The sequence below is a fragment of the Arachnia sp. genome, from assembly GCF_057238465.1.
Genome location: NZ_DBHHFZ010000011.1, coordinates 109,316 through 124,368, shown reverse-complemented (window position 1 = coordinate 124,368; position 15,053 = coordinate 109,316). Strand labels below are relative to the sequence as shown.

Here is a 15,053-nt window from a genome sequence, read left to right as displayed (position 1 = left end):
AGCCCGCCGAGGATCACTGGTTTCCAGCATTCCCGCAACATTGTCCAAAGCAACCGTGAGGTCCCGACGAGCCTGCAAATCACCCGACAACCGCCCAGCCAGCTCCCGACTGATATCAAGAGACTCCTCATACAACTCCAAAGCCCGCCGAGGATCACTATGCTTCAGCATTCCCGCAACATTGATCAAAGCAACCGTGAGGTCCCGACGAGCCTGCAAATCACCCAACAACCGCCCAGCCAGCTCCCGACTGATATCAAGAGACTCCTCATACAGCCCCAAAGCCCGCCGAGGATCACTGGTTTCCAGCATTCCCGCAACATTGATCAAAGCAACCGTGAGGTCCCGACGAGCCTGGAGATCCTCGGGCCAGATCTCGACCAAGTGGCGGGTGATGGCGAGGGACCTCTGGTAGCTCTCTCGGGCTTGCGCAGGGTCGGTGTTTCGGAGGACATCTCCCAGCAGCGAATGAGCGAGGAAACTGGTTTGGGTGCTGGTGCCTGCTAGGTGGGCGGTCAGGTTGTGCAGCATGGCGGTGATGCGGGTATCAGTCACATACCTCAAAGCAACATGCCGAATGAAATCCGGAACCTTTTTGAGGAGTTCCGGTTTGCGGGTCAGGATGTCGGGTAGGGCGTCGGTGATGGAATCGACCTCCCACAATTCTGGTGCTTTCGTGAAATCGCTGCCGAGCTCATCAGCTCTTTGGATGATGAAATCGTCCACGAGATCGGTTTCTGGTGGGTTGTGGGTTTTGAGGTGGTCTACGACGAGGCGGTGCATGCGGCCTGTTGCTCCGGGGTGGCGTCCTTCGGTGATCAGGTCGCGGCCTTCCAGGGTGCGGCGGATCCGGGTCCAGCGGCCCTTCAGGAACTGTGGTGTCGACTCAAACACCTCCGGATTGGTCCGTTTGGTCAGTTCCTCCAGCCAGGGCCAGGGGATGGTGTCGGGTGGCATGGCGGCAGCCAGTCGAAGGACCTGCAAGGAGCCGGGGAGGGTGTGTTCCAGGTCGGTGAGCGACTGATCGAGGATCACCGACAACAACTTCTCACGATGCTCAATCTGGGTTTTCTCCCTGTCTTTCAGCATGGTGTCGCTGGCGGTCAGGTTCTGGGACCGCAGATGATCCAGGTAGTCGCGGACCGTGACCTCCGGGTGGGTGGACAGATACACCCCGGCCTGCTCGACCGCCAGGGTGAAGCCGTCGAGCAGTTCCGCCAACTCCTCGGCGGCTGCCCGGTCATCCTCGCTCCGAAAATCGGCACGATGACCCCCGCTACTGCTGGGTTGGAAGGCCTGCAACAAGGAAACGGATTCCCTGATGCTCAACCCTTGGAGGTGGATCTGTTTCAAACGACTGGAGCCGGCGAAATCCTCCGTGCCGAGGCGGGTGGTGACCGCCACATGCATATCACTGTCCTGCGGCAACACACCCACCTGGGGATCGGTCAACAGAGCCGGTTCGGACACGTTGTCGAGGATCAGCAACACATGACCACCGGCGGCTTGGCGCCGCAACTCCATCAACACATGCCTGCCCGTGAGTTCAGGATTACCCTGGGCCTCCTCGGGAAGCAGGAGACCTGGTAGGTCTGGGGCGAGTCGGGCCAGCAGGGGCAGCATCTCCCGTGCCCCTTCCGCGGGGATCTGCCAGATACCTCCCGCGTAGTGGCCCCGATGCTGGTTTCCGTAATGCCGAACCAACTCGGTTTTACCGATACCACCCAAACCCCGCACCGCAGTGACCACACCGATGGTCGACGACGACGCCAACACCGCACCGAGACGGGAGAGTTCTTGATGGCGACCCACAAACCGGGACGTGCCGCGCGCCAGATTCCCGACGCCACCTTCCCAACGGCGACGGTTCTGTCTCTGCTGATACAGGTCATCGCCCAGGTCCCGGATCCGGTCCTCCGCGCCCTCCAGGGTTGGGGCGGCATCACGGGTGAACACATCCTTCAGGTCTTGACCCTGCATCTTCGTCACCCGGGCATGCCAGGCCCGATGTTCCTGATCGGGCTGGTCCTGTTCGGATGTGTCCTCCAGCAGCACCGACACCAACCCTTCCCCGGTGCCCGGGCCCGTCGGTTTGACCTCGTACTCCTGGAACTCCCACAAACAGAAATCGCTCTCGAAATAGGGTGTGGACACACACGCCATGAGCACCTCGGACTCGCGAACCGCCCACGCCAACTGGGTCCGCCACTCCTCCCGAGTCCTCAGGTCATGACGATCAAAGAACACCTCGAACCCGTCATCAAGAACCTCCCGGGCCTCCCGGCGCAGCGCCTCCACCAACTGCTCCACCCACCCCACGGCATCATCCCGACGGGAATAACTCACAAACACCGAATACCTACGAGACGGCGTGGGGTTCTCTGGGCTCGTTGGCGGCATCGACACGACAATTCTCCCAAAACTCGCTGAACAACCTGTACAAACCCTACTGACGGACAGAACCGCCGACGGACCCGGACAGGTCAGCCCCACCCGCGGGTCGGGAGCTTCTACCGGGCGCCAGAAGTGGTTTCGACACGGGCCGCTCCTTCGTCGCAGTCCGGCTCAACCAGCTTCAAGAAGACGAACCCTTCCACGCCCCTCACCCGTGTTCACGAATCGCGGAAGAAAAACGGTTCAACGTCGTGTGACGACGTTGGACCGTCGGATCCCCGCGATTCGTGCCTGGAGCGGGAGGGGCGAAGAGACGTCTATCACGGCGTGCTCTACGTTTACAGCGATCCCCCGCGGTTCGTGCCTGGAGAGGGAGGGGCGAAGAGACGGCGGGTCGCACACGAGGCGGCGCGATTCGTGTGCGGGACGATGGGGTCAGGTTCCCAGCTGGTAGGTGCGGTGCCGTTGCCAGCGACCGGTTCCGGGGGGTGGGCCGCTCCACAGTTCGACGGTGGTGCAGACCTGGCGGATCGGTAGTTTGCTGAGCACCTCGGCCTCCGCCGCCTTCAGCTCGGAAAGGGGCGCACGTTTGCCGATGGTGACGTGCGGGACGGCCCGTTCAGGAACGGCACCGAAGGCGGGGTATTCGGGGAAGACCTCACGGATCCGGGTGACGAGGTTCGTCAGCACCGTCGCCTCGTTGGGAACGAGGTAGACCGAATCCGTGCCGAACCATGCGGTGCTGGTGAAATCGATGTGGAACCGCCCGAAGTCGCGCAACACCTCGGCCAGGGCGTCGTCTTCGTCCATCGACAGGTTGGTGGTGAACGGGTACAGCAGGTTGAGATGCGCCGATACCCCGTCGGCGGCCGACGGATCCAGGCGCTCACGCAGGGTCTGCAAAACCGGTTCCGTGTCCGAGCATTTCAGCATCAACGCTGATTGCCGACGCACCAGATAGGGCTTACGGGCGGCTTGCATGAGGACATCTTATGTTTCTCACAGCATTTACGTGGCATTGGACAGAGGCGAGTCGCGATACGGGCAGCTCCCGGAGATCCGCGGGATCGTGGAAGACTTGGGCTCCGTGAGCATCCGGGAATACTGCAGCCAGTTGAACACCGAGCTCGTGGCCCTGCGCCGTGAACTCCACCAGATCCCCGAGGTGGGCCTCCACCTGCCGCTGACCCAGGCCAGGATCCTGAAGGCCCTCGAAGGTTTGCCGTTGGAGATCACGCTGGGCAGGTCGCTGAGCAGCGTCGTCGCGGTGCTGCGCGGCACCGCCCCGGGCGGGGGTGAACGCCCCGTGGTGCTGCTGCGCGGCGACATGGACGCGCTGCCCGTGAAGGAGCTGTCGGGCGAGCCCTTCGCCTCGACGAACGGGAACATGCACGCCTGCGGCCACGACCTGCACATGTCGCTGCTGGTGGGGGCGGTGAAGGCCCTCGTCGCGCACCGCGACGAACTGGCCGGGGACGTGATCTTCCAGTTCCAGCCGGGCGAGGAGAGCGTCAACGGCTGCCTCCACATGCTGAACGAGGGCCTTCTCGACGTCGCGGGACGGCGCCCCGAGGCCGCCTGGGCCATTCACGTGTGGGCGGGCCTCGATCCTCTCGGCACCTTCTCCACCAAACCCGGCCCGGTGATGGCCAGCACCGACGAGATCAAGGTGCGGGTGATCGGGCGCGGCGGGCACGGTTCCGCCCCGCACATGGCCGCCGACCCGGTCCCCGCGATGGCGGAGATGATCACCGCCACCCACGCCATGGTGACGCGACGGTTCAGCGTCTTCGATCCGGTGGTGGTCAGCGTCGGCCGGGTCCAGGCCGGCACCGCCGCGAACGTGATCCCGGAGGACGCCTTCTTCGACGCCACCATGCGCACCTTCTCCGATGCCTCCCGGACGCGCCTGAAGCAGCTGTGGCCGGAGCTGCTGGAGGGCATCGCCCGCGCCCACGGCGTCGGGGTGGAGATCGAGGTGGTGGAGCAGTACCCCGTCACCGTCAACGACGAAGCCGCCGCCGATCACGTCGCCGACGTGGTCCGGGAGGTTTTCGGCGAACACCGGCACGTCCGCTGGAGCGAACCCCTGGCCGCGGCCGAGGACTTCTCCCGCATCCTGGAGACCGCACCCGGCTGCTTCATCGGGTTGTCGGCCTGCCTGCCGGAGCTGGATCCGGCCACGGCCCCGACGAACCACTCCGCCTACTGCCGGTTCGACGACTCGGTGATCGCCGACGGTGCCACCCTGCTGGCCGAACTGGCCCACAGGCACCTCGCGCCCTCCGCCCAGTAATCTGGTCGGTGATGACCACCCAGCCGACACCTCCCTCACCCGTCCCGCATCCCCCGGCGGCCCCCGCCCCCCGGAGCGCCGCGGCACCCCGCCGGCTCGCGGACGGCCCCCAACCCCACGGGGCCGCAGCCGTCGCCGCTGCCCCGCCCGCTCCGAAGGAGATCGCGACGCTACCGCCGCTGCCGGTGCTGCGCCAGGACGTGCCGCTGTCGAAACGCACGGGGGAACCACCCCGCCCGTGGAGCGTGCTGGTGGGGTTGGTGCTGTTCTGCCTGGCGGCCGTCGCCGTGATCCTGGTCTATGCGCGACACTGGTGGCTCGCGGTGCATCCCGACTCCTATTCGTCGTCAGCGCACCTGATCCAGTGGATGGCCCCCGAGCCCGGCAAGTGGTTGTCGCTGACCCTGGAAGGGGTGCTGGCGCTCGTCCTGGTGCTGGTCGCGGGCGCCTGCGCCGTCGCCGGCTATCAGGCGTGGATCGGCTGGAGCTGGGCCCGGGCCATCTCGGTGGCGGCGCTGGCCCTGACCGGGGTCGCTGTTCTGCTGTTCGACATGTGGGCCCTGGTCGCGGTCGGCCTGGCCCTGTTGGGCGCGGTGTGCGTGTTCCTGCCAGCCACGAACCGCTACTTCCGCTACTTCGCGGCCCATCGAGCGAGGCGGGAGGAAACCTACCGGACCCCGGAGAGGATCTTCTACGGTCGCCTGCCGCGTTTCCGCTAGAGGCGAAGGGTGACGACGAGGGAGGAGGCTCGCACCCGGGCTGTCGATGACGACGTGCCGGCCCGCGACCTCGCGGCGAGGGGTTGACGACGAGGGGGTGAGGGTCGCACGGGGTGGTTCCCGTTCACGAAACGCGGAGATTCGACGGTTCAACGTCGCCACACGACGTTGAACCGTTTTTCTTCCGCGTTTCGTGAACGGGAAGAGGGGGGTGTGGAAGGGGTTCGTCTTCTTGAAGCTGGTTGAGCCGGGGCACGCCCCCCTCCCCAAGCTGATTGAGCCGGGGCGCGACGAAGGAGCGACCCGAGTCGAAACCACCCCGCACCCGAAAAACAACCCCGACCACGGCCACTTGGTTTCGACACGGCCTACTCGCTGACGCTCGCAGGCCGGCTCAACCAACTTCAAACCGGGAAAGCTGGTCGAGCCAGCACGTCGGTACCCGGTAGCCAAACCCGACCCCCAGATCCCAGCCACCCTCACCATGGTTTCAACACGACCCACTCGCAGAACCAGCAGGCCGGCTCAACCAGCTCGGGATAGCTGGGATCTGGGATCTGGGATCCCCTTGGAGAGATCTACTTGGAGGCGAGGACCTCGCCCTTGGGCCAGGTCTGCTTGATGAAGTCCTTGACCTGCTGGCTGTGCAGCAGTTCGTCGAGCTTCTTCACACCCTGGTTGGTGTTGTCCTCACGCCACACGAGGATGTTGGCGTAGGGGTTGTTCTCCACCTGCTCGACCAGCAGCGCGTTGCTGGTGTCCAGGTTGGCGCTGAGGATGAAGTTGGAGTTCACGAAGACCAGGTCAAAACCCGGGTCGTCCAGCAGCTGCACGTTGATCTCGGGCTGGTTCTCCTTGAAGTCGAGACCGCGGGGATTCTGCTCGGCGGTCAGGTTGAGGACGGTGGATTCCTTGGTGAGATTCTTCAGCAGGCCGGCCTGCTCCAGCAGTTTGAGAGCGCGGTACTGGTTCGTCACGTCGCTGTTGATGGCGACGGTCGCTCCGTCGGGCACCGTGGAAAGGTCGGTGTGTTTCTTGGAGAACACGGAAAGGGGTTCGACGTGGACTCCCTCTCCGTGGGCGAACTTGTAGCTCTTTTCCCTCATCTCGTCTTCCAGGTAGGGCAGGTGCTGGAAGTAGTTGGCGTCCAGGGAACCATCGCTCAGGGACGAGTTCGGAAGCACGTAGTCGTCGAACTCCTTGATCTCGATCTCGATCCCGGCCTCCGCCGCGAGGTTGTCGCGGACGTATTCGAGGATCTTGGCGTGAGGCACGGGACTGGCCCCGACCCTCACCTTGGTCTTGTCCGACGAACTGCCGCCACCGCAGGCGGTCAGCATCAGGGTCGCGGCCAACAAGGCCGCGAGCAGGGACAGGTGTTTACGCATAATGGCTGCGTCCTTTCCGGGCCAACCACGAGTTGGCCGCTGTTGTCTCGTGCCGCGCCAGTTCCTGTTCAGCGGTGATCGACGCGACGGATCACCACATCTCCCAACATCTGGATCAGCTGAACCATTCCAACGAGGATCGCGATGGTGATCAGCTGCACGGATGTCTCGAAACGCTGATAGCCGTAGTTGTAGGCGAGACGCCCGAGTCCACCGCCGCCGATCAGCCCCGCCATGGCGGAGTATCCGACCAGCGTGACCACCGTGGTGGTGACGGCCGCCACCAGCGACGGACCGGCCTCCGGCAGCAGCACCTTGGTGACGGTCTGCATCCGGGTGGATCCCATGGCGTGGGCGGCATCCACCTTGCCGGGATGGACATCGCGCAGCGCCGATTCCACGAGCCGGGCGAAGAACGGCACGGCACCGATGGTCAGCGACACGCAGGCCGCCAGCGGTCCCACTGATGATCCGGTGAGCCACCGGGTGAACGGAATGAGGCTCAGCATCAAGATGGCGTAGGGAATGGAGCGGGTGACGTTGGCGATGGTGGACAGCGTGATCGAGAGCACCGGATTCGCCACGATCCCGCCGCGCTGGGTGACGAACAACACCACACCGAGCGGCAGCCCCAGGACAACGGTGGCGAGGCTGGAGATGCCGACCATGACGAGGGTCTCGTAGATCGCGGGCCCGAGAGCCCGGAGGATGTCGTCGAGGCTCAGTTCAAGGAGGATCATCGGCCGGCTCCGTTCAGCTCGGATGTGGGGGTGCGTTTGGCATCGGCGCCGAGCTGGCGCAGGTATCCCACCACTGCGTCGGGGTCGGTTCCGTCCGGCACCCGGAGTCTCAGATGACTGAAGGTGATCCCGGCCAGGTGCTCGACGCTGCCCGCGACGATCGGGATCGTCACCCCGAAGTGCTGCGATGTGAGCGCGACCACGGGACGGTCGGCGGTGCTGCCGGATGCGAGCACGTCGATGAGCTGGCCGCCGTTCTCGACGCTGGGGTCGTGGGGTGGGATTCCCAGCAGCGTCTGAGACAGCGACCCGTCGAGGGTGCGGATCACCTCGGTGAGCGGTCCGGATTCTACGATCCGTCCCGCCTCGAGCAGCGAGACGGAATCGCAGATGCGTTTGACCACGTGCATCTCGTGGGTGATCACGAGAATGGTCAGGCCCAGCTGGGAGCGCAGGTCGAGGAGCAGGTCGAGGATCTCGTCGGTGGTATGGGGGTCGAGGGCGGAGGTGGGTTCGTCACACAGCAACACGGCGGGGTTCGTGGCGAGCGCCCGAGCGATGCCGACCCGCTGCCGCTGTCCGCCCGACAACTGCGCTGGATGGGCTTTCGCGGCATCCGCCAGCCCGACGAGGTCCAGCAGTTCGAGGGCGCGGTTCCGAATGGAGTCCCGGCGCCCCTGGGATTCCAAAAGGCATCTGCCGATACGGAAGTTGGGCCGGCTGATGTGTTCGGTAAACGGCCCCAGGATCGAACGGATGAAAATCTCAAGCAGTTCGAGTGAACGTTCCCGTCTGGAGGCATGGACCTCCAGGGGGTAGGCGATGTTGCGCCACACGGTGCGGGAGTCGAACAGGTTCGCGTGCTGGAAGACCAACCCCAGGCGCCGGCGGGCGTTGCGCAGCGCGGTTGAGTGAACCTTGGTCAGTTCCACACCACCGATCTTGATCCTTCCCGAGGTGGGACGGTCCAGCATGGCCAGGCATCGCACCAGGGTGGATTTTCCCGCCCCGGAATGGCCGATGATGCCGTGGACGCTGCCCTTGGGGACGGTCAGGGAGACTCCGTCGAGGGCACGCACCTTGCGCCCGGACTGGTGATAGACCTTGCGCAGGTCGGTTACGGTGATCAAGAACCCTCCTGGATGGTTGGCGTGCTCTTCAGAGGCCGCACAATTGCATCAACCAGGAGGGCCCCAAGTAAATTCCTGCGCTGTCCGCGCCGCCCGGTTCGCGTCCTCACCCCCGGACGGCATCCGCGACGGCCTCGAAGACGTCGCGGTCCAGGACGGCACCGATCCGGCGGACGCCGTCGGGGTCGATGCGGATGATCCGGTTGATTCGTACCTCGCTGGGACGTCGCTGCGGATCCCACTCCCCCGTCCCGATGTCCATCCAGAACCTTCCGCTGCGAGCCTCCTGGGCGGCGTCGCGGTCGTGGTCCTTGGATGTCAGCAGCAGCCCGAGCAGCCACTCGCGGTCGCGGCCGATGATCAGCACGGGCCGGTCCTTGCCCTCCCTGTGGTCCTCCTCGTAGGGCACCCAGGTCCAGACCACCTCGCCCGGGTCGGCCTCCTGCCCGGGGGCCGGGGAGTAGGTGATCCTGGGGGTTCCCTTGAAATCGCCCGGGTATTCGCGGCGCGCCGATCTCCCGGTGTGCCGAGTGCCGGTCGGGTGCTGTCCCGTGTTGCTGGATGTTCTCGTGGTACGCCTCCTCGTGCTGCGGCTCCGGCGTGACCGGTTCACGTCGGGTCTGAACTGGGCCACGAGGTCGCGAAGGATCCGTGACAGCAGGGTACCCAGCCAGTTGCTCATGGGAACACCCTAGGGCCTGCTGCATCAACGGGGCGGCGCGTGGTGGAGTTTCGGTAAACCAGAGGCCCGCGCCCGTCCGATGGGGGGGTTCGGGCGGGCGCGGGCGTCCTTGGGTCCCGGTTAGCCGGGAGCCGGCATCGCGGTCCGCTGCCCAGATGGGGGGAACAGGCTACGTCTCCTGCGCTCCGGCAAGAACTACGTTACAGCACTCGACCCCCGCAGGGAAACGAAACGCCCCTCGTGTTAACCGCCAATAATCCTTTGCCCATCGACACGTTAACCGCGAGCAATCTCTCTTGCCCACCCTTTGGCCCTCCCGAAGAGACATTCACCTTCAACAAGGGGCTTGGCGACCCTTCGTCAGCCCCCCGGGGTCGCCCGCCCGGCCTCTGCCGGGACGGTCCCGGGGGGTCCGTCCCGGCACCCAGGACCACGGCCGGGTGGTTTTGACCCCGAGTTATGATTGCTGCCCCGTCCGCAGGTCCCCGGATACCCGGCTGGGCACATGGCCCCGGCCCCGCGATCGTGTCCCACGACAGCTTCCACTTGCGCAGGTCCTTGAGCACCTGGTCGCAGCCCCGATGGCATGATGGCCACCATGTCTGACGCACCCCTGAACGGCACCGTCGCGCTGCTCGACGACGCTCCCCTCGACGACCTCATCGGAGTTGTCGAGGTGCTGGCCCAGGAAGGAGTGGCAAACCTGTCGCTGCCCGCCGGGGCACCGGACCTCGAAGAACTCGTGGCCCTCTACGGCCGCCGGGTCAGGATCGGGGTGCACGGCCCGGTGGACGACCCGGCGAAACTGGTGGCGCGGGGAGCGGACTTCCTCCTCCCCGACTTCCTGCCCCCGGACCTGGCGATCACCGCGGACACACTCAAGGTGGCCTGTTACGCCTCCGCCATGACACCCAACGAGACGGTGGCCGCACTGGAGATGCCCGTGTCCGGGGTGCAGCTGCGCCCCGCGGAGATCGTCGGACCCACGATGGCGGAGCACCTGAGGGATCTGGGGCTGATCGGAAGAGTCGTTCCGCGCGGCGGGCTGATCCCCTTCACCGCCAAGCAGTGGTTGAAGGCGGGCTCCCCCGCAGTGTGCATGGACCGGCACCTGCTCGGTGACGCCCTCACGGGCGGCGACCTGGCGGCTCTCCGCGACCGCTGCCGCAGCCTCGCCTAGGAAGGCACCGATCACGGCTTCACCAGGACCCGGACCGGGCAGCCCCTCGTTCACACGTCCTGGCGCCGGGACGCCACGGCCGGCATTGGCCCGCCTCCCCGGATGCGTGCTCAAGGGGCGCCACGAGAACCGCAGCGGCAGCGAGTAGACAGGATGACGCGACGAATTCGGAGCGTGTGTGCGCACCCCGCGGGCAAGGAAACCGGTGTTTCCAGCAAAGCGGCCAGGGTCAGCGGGTCCCTGGCCGCGCACCTCAGATCCCGCGACGCGGCCGCGGATCGCCTCCGCGACGCGGCTGCGGGTCCTGTGGTGGCTCTTGGGCACGCATGCGAACCTGGGTGATCTCCGCTTCGGAGAAGTCGTCCCAGTCCTCACCGGGAGCACGCGGCGCAGGTGGCGGCACGTCCTCCCCTTCACGGAACCACGCCGGAGGCATGGCCTGCGTCTCCGGTTCCCCCCGGGACGCGGCAACCTCGGTGACGCCCTGGGGAACCAGGTACTCGGTTTCCGCACGTGCATCGGTCTCGTCGTTCAACCCCAGACCCAGGTCATGGCCGGTCTCCCCCACGGGATCGTCCTCGAGCAGTTCCCCGTCGCCGATGAACCCCGAGGTTTCCTCGTCCGCATCCCTGCGCCGGGAGCGGACGATGAAACCGAGCACGGCCAGGGCCGCGGCCGCGACGAGCACCACACCTCCGCCCACGAGCCACCAAAGCAGGGATCCGCCGCGCCCCTCACCCTGCGTTGCCGCGCCGGACTGCGAGGTGGTGGCGGTTGGGCGTGTGCTGGCCGCCTGGGATGACTCCTGCGGGGCAGCGCCCTCGGTGGCCTCGCTCGCGGTTGGGGTGGGGCTGCTCTCGACTATGGGCTCGCTGACGGTGATTTCCTTCTCGGCCGACCCGGGTTGCAGGTTCGCGCCACCCGCGAAGGTCGCGACCAGTTTCCCGGTGCCGACGGCAGCCGTTCCCGGGATCTCCACGTAGCTGTCGAAATTTCCGCTGGCATCCGTGACCAGGTTGTAGTCGGAAAGCGCAGCGCCCTCGTAGGTGAAGGCCACCAGGGCACCCGAGACCGCCTCGCCGGAAACCGTTTTGACGCTGCCCATCACCCTGACGAGGTCCCCCGGGGTCGTGCTGGCGGGTTCGACCTCCAGGGTCACCACGGTGGTTCCCTGCGCCGAGAACTCGATCCGTGAGGTCTGTGACGACGGGGCGTGCTGGGCGTCTCCCGGATAGGTGATCAAGAGGTCCTGGGGACCGGTGAGCTTGTCCGCGGGAATGTTGAACTCCATGGCGAAGGCGCCATCGCCTCCGCTGACCACGGTTTGCAGCGGCTGCCCCGCGACGGAGGCGGTCAGTTGCCCGCCACCCACTCCGCCACCGGAACCGTCGCGGAGGGCCCCCGTCACCTTGACGTGTCCCGCGGTGTCAGCCGCCACGCTGGCCTGAATCTGCGTTGGGGTCGGGTCCGCCCAGGCCTTGAGGCCCGGGACGAGCAGGGTCAGCAGAGCCGCCAGCAGCAGGCTCAGGGCCATTCGTCTCGCCCGCAAGATCGGTGAACTCATTCGGTTTCCTTTTCAGGAGGGTCCTGTGCAGATTACCGGGAAGGGTCACAGGGTGTCATGGCGCCCGCACCTTCAACGCCGGACCCGGGGTGGAAGTTCCGCAGCGAACCCACGCCCGCTCACCCCCCGAAAGCTGCCGACACCCCGTCGCCAAGCCCGTTTCAGCCTACCGTTCGCCGCCCCTTCCCAGAAAGAGAGCCGACGAGGCGAGATGACGCGACCTGTCGGGCGTGGGATGATGCATCCGGCACTCAGTTCACCGGAGCGTGGTTTGTGCAATCCGCAACCACAACCTATCCTGAGAGACGCTCAGGTAATTCTAAGAAATGAGGGGATCCATGGCCAAGGCACGACGCGCCTTCCTGGAGGAGGACGACCAGGACATCCTCGACATCACCCCTTCCGCCGTCACTTCCCCACGACGGGAGGCCAAGCGACCTCGCGTCCTCGGCAAGCTGCTGGCACCCATCGCACTGTCCGGTTTGGTCGTAGCAGGCTCCTTCGCAGTCGCGAGCCGGGGCAATTCCGATCAGATCGCCGACCCGAGCTACCAGAACACGGACCTCGGTTTGAGCCGCGGTGGCGAGCGAGCCCCGCTTCCCTCCGTGTCCCCGTCCGGTGACGCCGAGACCAGCACCCCGGATCCGTTGCCGACCCCCACCGAAACCCCAGAGGCAACACCAACCGAAACCGCCGCCCCCACCGAGGAAGCCACCCCGACCAACACCTTTGACCCCTCCGAGCTCGGCGAGAAGACCGGCGAGAAGTACATCGCGTCCTCGGCCAACGTCCGCACCGGTCCCGGTTCCAGCTACGACGTGCGCACCACGCTCGACGCGGGCATCGCGGTGACCGTGACGAACGTCAGCTCGGCTGGCTGGCAGCAGATTTCCTACAAGGGCCGCGCGGGCTGGGTGAAGTCCGACCTGCTCACCGACAAGAAACCCGAGCGCCCGGCCCCCTCCGAATCAGGTTCCGGTTCAGGCTCCGGTTCCGGCGGTTCCTCCAGCGGCTCGTGTTCGTCCTCCTCCGCGAGGAGCATCGAATCCGGGCTGACCTCGAAGACGATCTCCGTGCTGCACGCGGTCTGCGCGGCCTTCCCGGATGTGAAGTCCTACGGTGGCTACCGCAACGAGTCCGGGTATCACGGCCAGGGTCGTGCCATCGACGTGATGATCTCCGGCGACCGCGCCTGGGAGATCGCCAAGTGGCTGAGGGAGAACGCCAAGAGCCTCGGCGTGATCGAGGTCATCCACGCCCAGAAGATCTGGACCACCCAGCGCGCCTCCGAGGGCTGGCGCTCCATGTCGGACCGAGGCTCGGCCACGGCGAACCACTACGACCACGTCCACATCTCGGTGGGCGGCTGAGCCGGGCACGAAACACCCCAACTGACCCGGGACCGCGCGTCCCGCCCTCCTGCTGTGCTCGGACCGCACCATTTCCCGCACACCCTTCTCCCCGTGCCCGGACCGCACCATTTCCCGCACACCCTTCTCCCCGTGCCCGGACCGCACCATTTCCCGCACACCCTTCTCCCCGTGCCCGGATCGCACCGTCTCCCGACCAAACCCCGCCCCCTCCTCCTGCCGTGCCCGGATCGCACCGCCTCCCGGCCACGCCTCTCCTCCTGTTCACGAAACGCGGAAGAAAAACGGTTCAACGTCGTGTGACGACGTTGAACCGTCGAATCCCCGCGATTCGTGAACAGGAGGAGGGGCCAGCAGCCTGAGTCCGCGGCGCTCACGCAGGACAGCTTCCGCATTTCGTGCACGGGGGAGGGGCGTGGAAGGGGTTCGTCTTCTTGAAGCCGGTTGAGCCGGGACGCGAGGAACGAGCGGCCCGAGTCGAAACCAACTTCAGGCGGGATGTCTCGACACGACCAGCTTGGAAAGGGCTCGGCTCAATCAGTTAGGCGGAATCGCGTGAGCCGTCCCTGTGCGTGGTTTCTGAGGACCCTGACCTGCACAGCTCAGATGAGCGCCACCCCGTCACCGACCGCCACGACACCTTCGTTCAGGGCGCGGCCCGCAACTCCCCAGCAGATCTTGCCCTCGCGGGTCCGATAGTCGGCGAGGGCCGCCAGCACGTCTGCCTCCCCTCCCGGGTGTTCCGGGTGCAGGTTCACGACGGGACAGCGCCCGATCCACTCCTCCACCAGCACCTCCACCTCCCCGATCCGCAGCCGGGACCCCACCAGGGCCTCCTCGTCGACGGGCCCGGCCAGGTCATCCACGCCGACTGTGAGTCGGAAACGACGCGGATCCACCGGGCCTCCCATGCGTCGCTCCAGTTCGGCCAGGGAGCTGGCGAACCACAGACTCACGGGAGCTCCGAAGACGAAACCGCCCGGACGGACCAACCCCGCCAGCACGCAGTCCTGCCCGAGATACCCGGCCAGGGCCCGGCTTGCGGGGCCGGGTAGTTCCTCCACCTCCACTCGCCTGCCCCAGTAGTCGGCTTCCCACCGCCGCCCCACTTCGAACGGCTGGGTCACGCGCGACGAGTCCGGGAACCCCAGCTCCAGCGCTGCCCCTTCACACCGGGCACGCACGGCCAGCAGCGCCGGATTCCGGACGGTCCTCAGCACGGCCCCGCCACCCGCCTCGACCGCCGCGAACCTCCGGTCGCCCGCCACCCCGTCGGGCCCGATCCGGATGCGCTCGCGCGGCAGGATCGCGGTTCCCTTGACCTCGGCAAACCCCAGACTCATCACCTGCATGGTTGTCATTCTCCCCCGGAAATCCGCTGCCGGGCAGTCGCGAACACGTAGCGCCGTCAGCCGCCCCGCGACCATCGAGCCGTTGGCGTTCCGGGTTCGCCACCCGCGAACGATTTCGCGGCCGGCACGGGAACCACGGGCGCGAACAACAGCAGCGCAATCGCCGCCGGTGAGGGCAACGGGACCTGGAGGAAGTCGCTGGCCGCCGGGTGGGGGTCGCGGCTGAAACCGTTACAGG

General features: G+C 66.2%; 12 protein-coding genes. 4 read left to right on the top strand and 8 right to left on the bottom strand.

Features of this window, described 5'->3' with window-relative positions; genetic code table 11:
* Together ACO6D6_RS12270 and ACO6D6_RS12265 are read right to left on the bottom strand one after the other, a co-directional pair.
* On the bottom strand, positions 1–2,400 hold a 2,400-nt coding region (locus tag ACO6D6_RS12270), incomplete at its 3' end, for a tetratricopeptide repeat protein (RefSeq protein ID WP_484785534.1).
* A gap of 429 nt (positions 2,401–2,829) precedes the next feature.
* Positions 2,830–3,375 (bottom strand): 2'-5' RNA ligase family protein, encoded by a 546-nt coding sequence (locus ACO6D6_RS12265; protein WP_484785529.1) that lies wholly within the window; start codon positions 3,373–3,375, stop codon positions 2,830–2,832.
* 106 nt (positions 3,376–3,481) lie between these two features.
* On the opposite strand from ACO6D6_RS12265, the gene ACO6D6_RS12260 reads away from it, so the two are divergent.
* Together ACO6D6_RS12260 and ACO6D6_RS12255 are read left to right on the top strand one after the other, a co-directional pair.
* A complete protein-coding gene (locus ACO6D6_RS12260) occupies positions 3,482–4,690 on the top strand; it encodes a M20 metallopeptidase family protein (RefSeq protein ID WP_484785528.1) in 1,209 nt (402 codons plus the stop codon).
* An 11-nt stretch (positions 4,691–4,701) separates the two neighbouring features.
* Positions 4,702–5,409 carry a hypothetical protein gene (locus ACO6D6_RS12255; RefSeq protein WP_484785527.1) on the top strand — a complete coding sequence of 236 codons (708 nt, stop codon included), beginning with the start codon at positions 4,702–4,704 and terminating at the stop codon, positions 5,407–5,409.
* A 578-nt stretch (positions 5,410–5,987) separates the two neighbouring features.
* On the opposite strand, the gene ACO6D6_RS12250 is transcribed toward ACO6D6_RS12255, so the two are convergent.
* From ACO6D6_RS12250 to ACO6D6_RS12235, 4 genes are all read right to left on the bottom strand, one after another.
* Positions 5,988–6,797: a MetQ/NlpA family ABC transporter substrate-binding protein gene (locus ACO6D6_RS12250; RefSeq protein WP_484785526.1), complete on the bottom strand. Its 810-nt coding sequence runs from the start codon at positions 6,795–6,797 to the stop codon at positions 5,988–5,990.
* A gap of 68 nt (positions 6,798–6,865) precedes the next feature.
* The gene (locus ACO6D6_RS12245; protein WP_484785525.1) at positions 6,866–7,537 is read right to left on the bottom strand and encodes a methionine ABC transporter permease; all 672 of its coding nucleotides are present in this window, start codon (positions 7,535–7,537) and stop codon (positions 6,866–6,868) included.
* The gene (locus ACO6D6_RS12240; protein ID WP_484785524.1) at positions 7,534–8,667 is read right to left on the bottom strand and encodes a methionine ABC transporter ATP-binding protein; all 1,134 of its coding nucleotides are present in this window, start codon (positions 8,665–8,667) and stop codon (positions 7,534–7,536) included. The genes ACO6D6_RS12245 and ACO6D6_RS12240 overlap by 4 nt, the downstream gene beginning before the upstream one ends.
* Positions 8,668–8,773: 106 nt before the next feature.
* The gene (locus ACO6D6_RS12235) at positions 8,774–9,349 is read right to left on the bottom strand and encodes a type II toxin-antitoxin system PemK/MazF family toxin (protein ID WP_484785523.1); all 576 of its coding nucleotides are present in this window, start codon (positions 9,347–9,349) and stop codon (positions 8,774–8,776) included.
* Positions 9,350–9,947: 598 nt separating this feature from the next.
* Between ACO6D6_RS12235 and ACO6D6_RS12230 the strand changes: the two genes are divergently transcribed.
* Entirely contained in the window at positions 9,948–10,529 is a 582-nt protein-coding gene (locus tag ACO6D6_RS12230) for a hypothetical protein (protein ID WP_484785522.1), read from the top strand.
* Between the two features lie 253 nt (positions 10,530–10,782).
* Here ACO6D6_RS12230 and ACO6D6_RS12225 read toward each other — a convergent pair whose 3' ends face one another.
* Positions 10,783–12,093, bottom strand: coding sequence for a hypothetical protein (locus ACO6D6_RS12225; RefSeq protein ID WP_484785521.1), 1,311 nt, complete (start codon positions 12,091–12,093; stop codon positions 10,783–10,785).
* Between the two features lie 338 nt (positions 12,094–12,431).
* Between ACO6D6_RS12225 and ACO6D6_RS12220 the strand changes: the two genes are divergently transcribed.
* Complete coding sequence (locus ACO6D6_RS12220) at positions 12,432–13,463, top strand: SH3 domain-containing protein (protein ID WP_484785520.1); 1,032 nt, start codon at positions 12,432–12,434, stop codon at positions 13,461–13,463.
* Between the two features lie 602 nt (positions 13,464–14,065).
* On the opposite strand, the gene ACO6D6_RS12215 is transcribed toward ACO6D6_RS12220, so the two are convergent.
* Positions 14,066–14,806 carry an MOSC domain-containing protein gene (locus ACO6D6_RS12215; RefSeq protein ID WP_484785519.1) on the bottom strand — a complete coding sequence of 247 codons (741 nt, stop codon included), beginning with the start codon at positions 14,804–14,806 and terminating at the stop codon, positions 14,066–14,068.
* Between the last annotated feature and the right edge of the window lie 247 nt (positions 14,807–15,053).

What these genes read in the sequence shown, in the direction of transcription:
- ACO6D6_RS12230 (WP_484785522.1), top strand. Translation starts at nt 9,948, where the DNA reads ATGTCTGACGCACCCCTGAACGGCACCGTCGCGCTGCTCGACGACGCT.
- ACO6D6_RS12265 (WP_484785529.1), bottom strand. Translation starts at nt 3,375, where the DNA reads ATGCAAGCCGCCCGTAAGCCCTATCTGGTGCGTCGGCAATCAGCGTTG.
- ACO6D6_RS12255 (WP_484785527.1), top strand. Translation starts at nt 4,702, where the DNA reads ATGACCACCCAGCCGACACCTCCCTCACCCGTCCCGCATCCCCCGGCG.
- ACO6D6_RS12220 (WP_484785520.1), top strand. Translation starts at nt 12,432, where the DNA reads ATGGCCAAGGCACGACGCGCCTTCCTGGAGGAGGACGACCAGGACATC.
- ACO6D6_RS12245 (WP_484785525.1), bottom strand. Translation starts at nt 7,537, where the DNA reads ATGATCCTCCTTGAACTGAGCCTCGACGACATCCTCCGGGCTCTCGGG.
- ACO6D6_RS12235 (WP_484785523.1), bottom strand. Translation starts at nt 9,349, where the DNA reads ATGAGCAACTGGCTGGGTACCCTGCTGTCACGGATCCTTCGCGACCTC.
- ACO6D6_RS12225 (WP_484785521.1), bottom strand. Translation starts at nt 12,093, where the DNA reads ATGAGTTCACCGATCTTGCGGGCGAGACGAATGGCCCTGAGCCTGCTG.
- ACO6D6_RS12250 (WP_484785526.1), bottom strand. Translation starts at nt 6,797, where the DNA reads ATGCGTAAACACCTGTCCCTGCTCGCGGCCTTGTTGGCCGCGACCCTG.
- ACO6D6_RS12215 (WP_484785519.1), bottom strand. Translation starts at nt 14,806, where the DNA reads ATGAGTCTGGGGTTTGCCGAGGTCAAGGGAACCGCGATCCTGCCGCGC.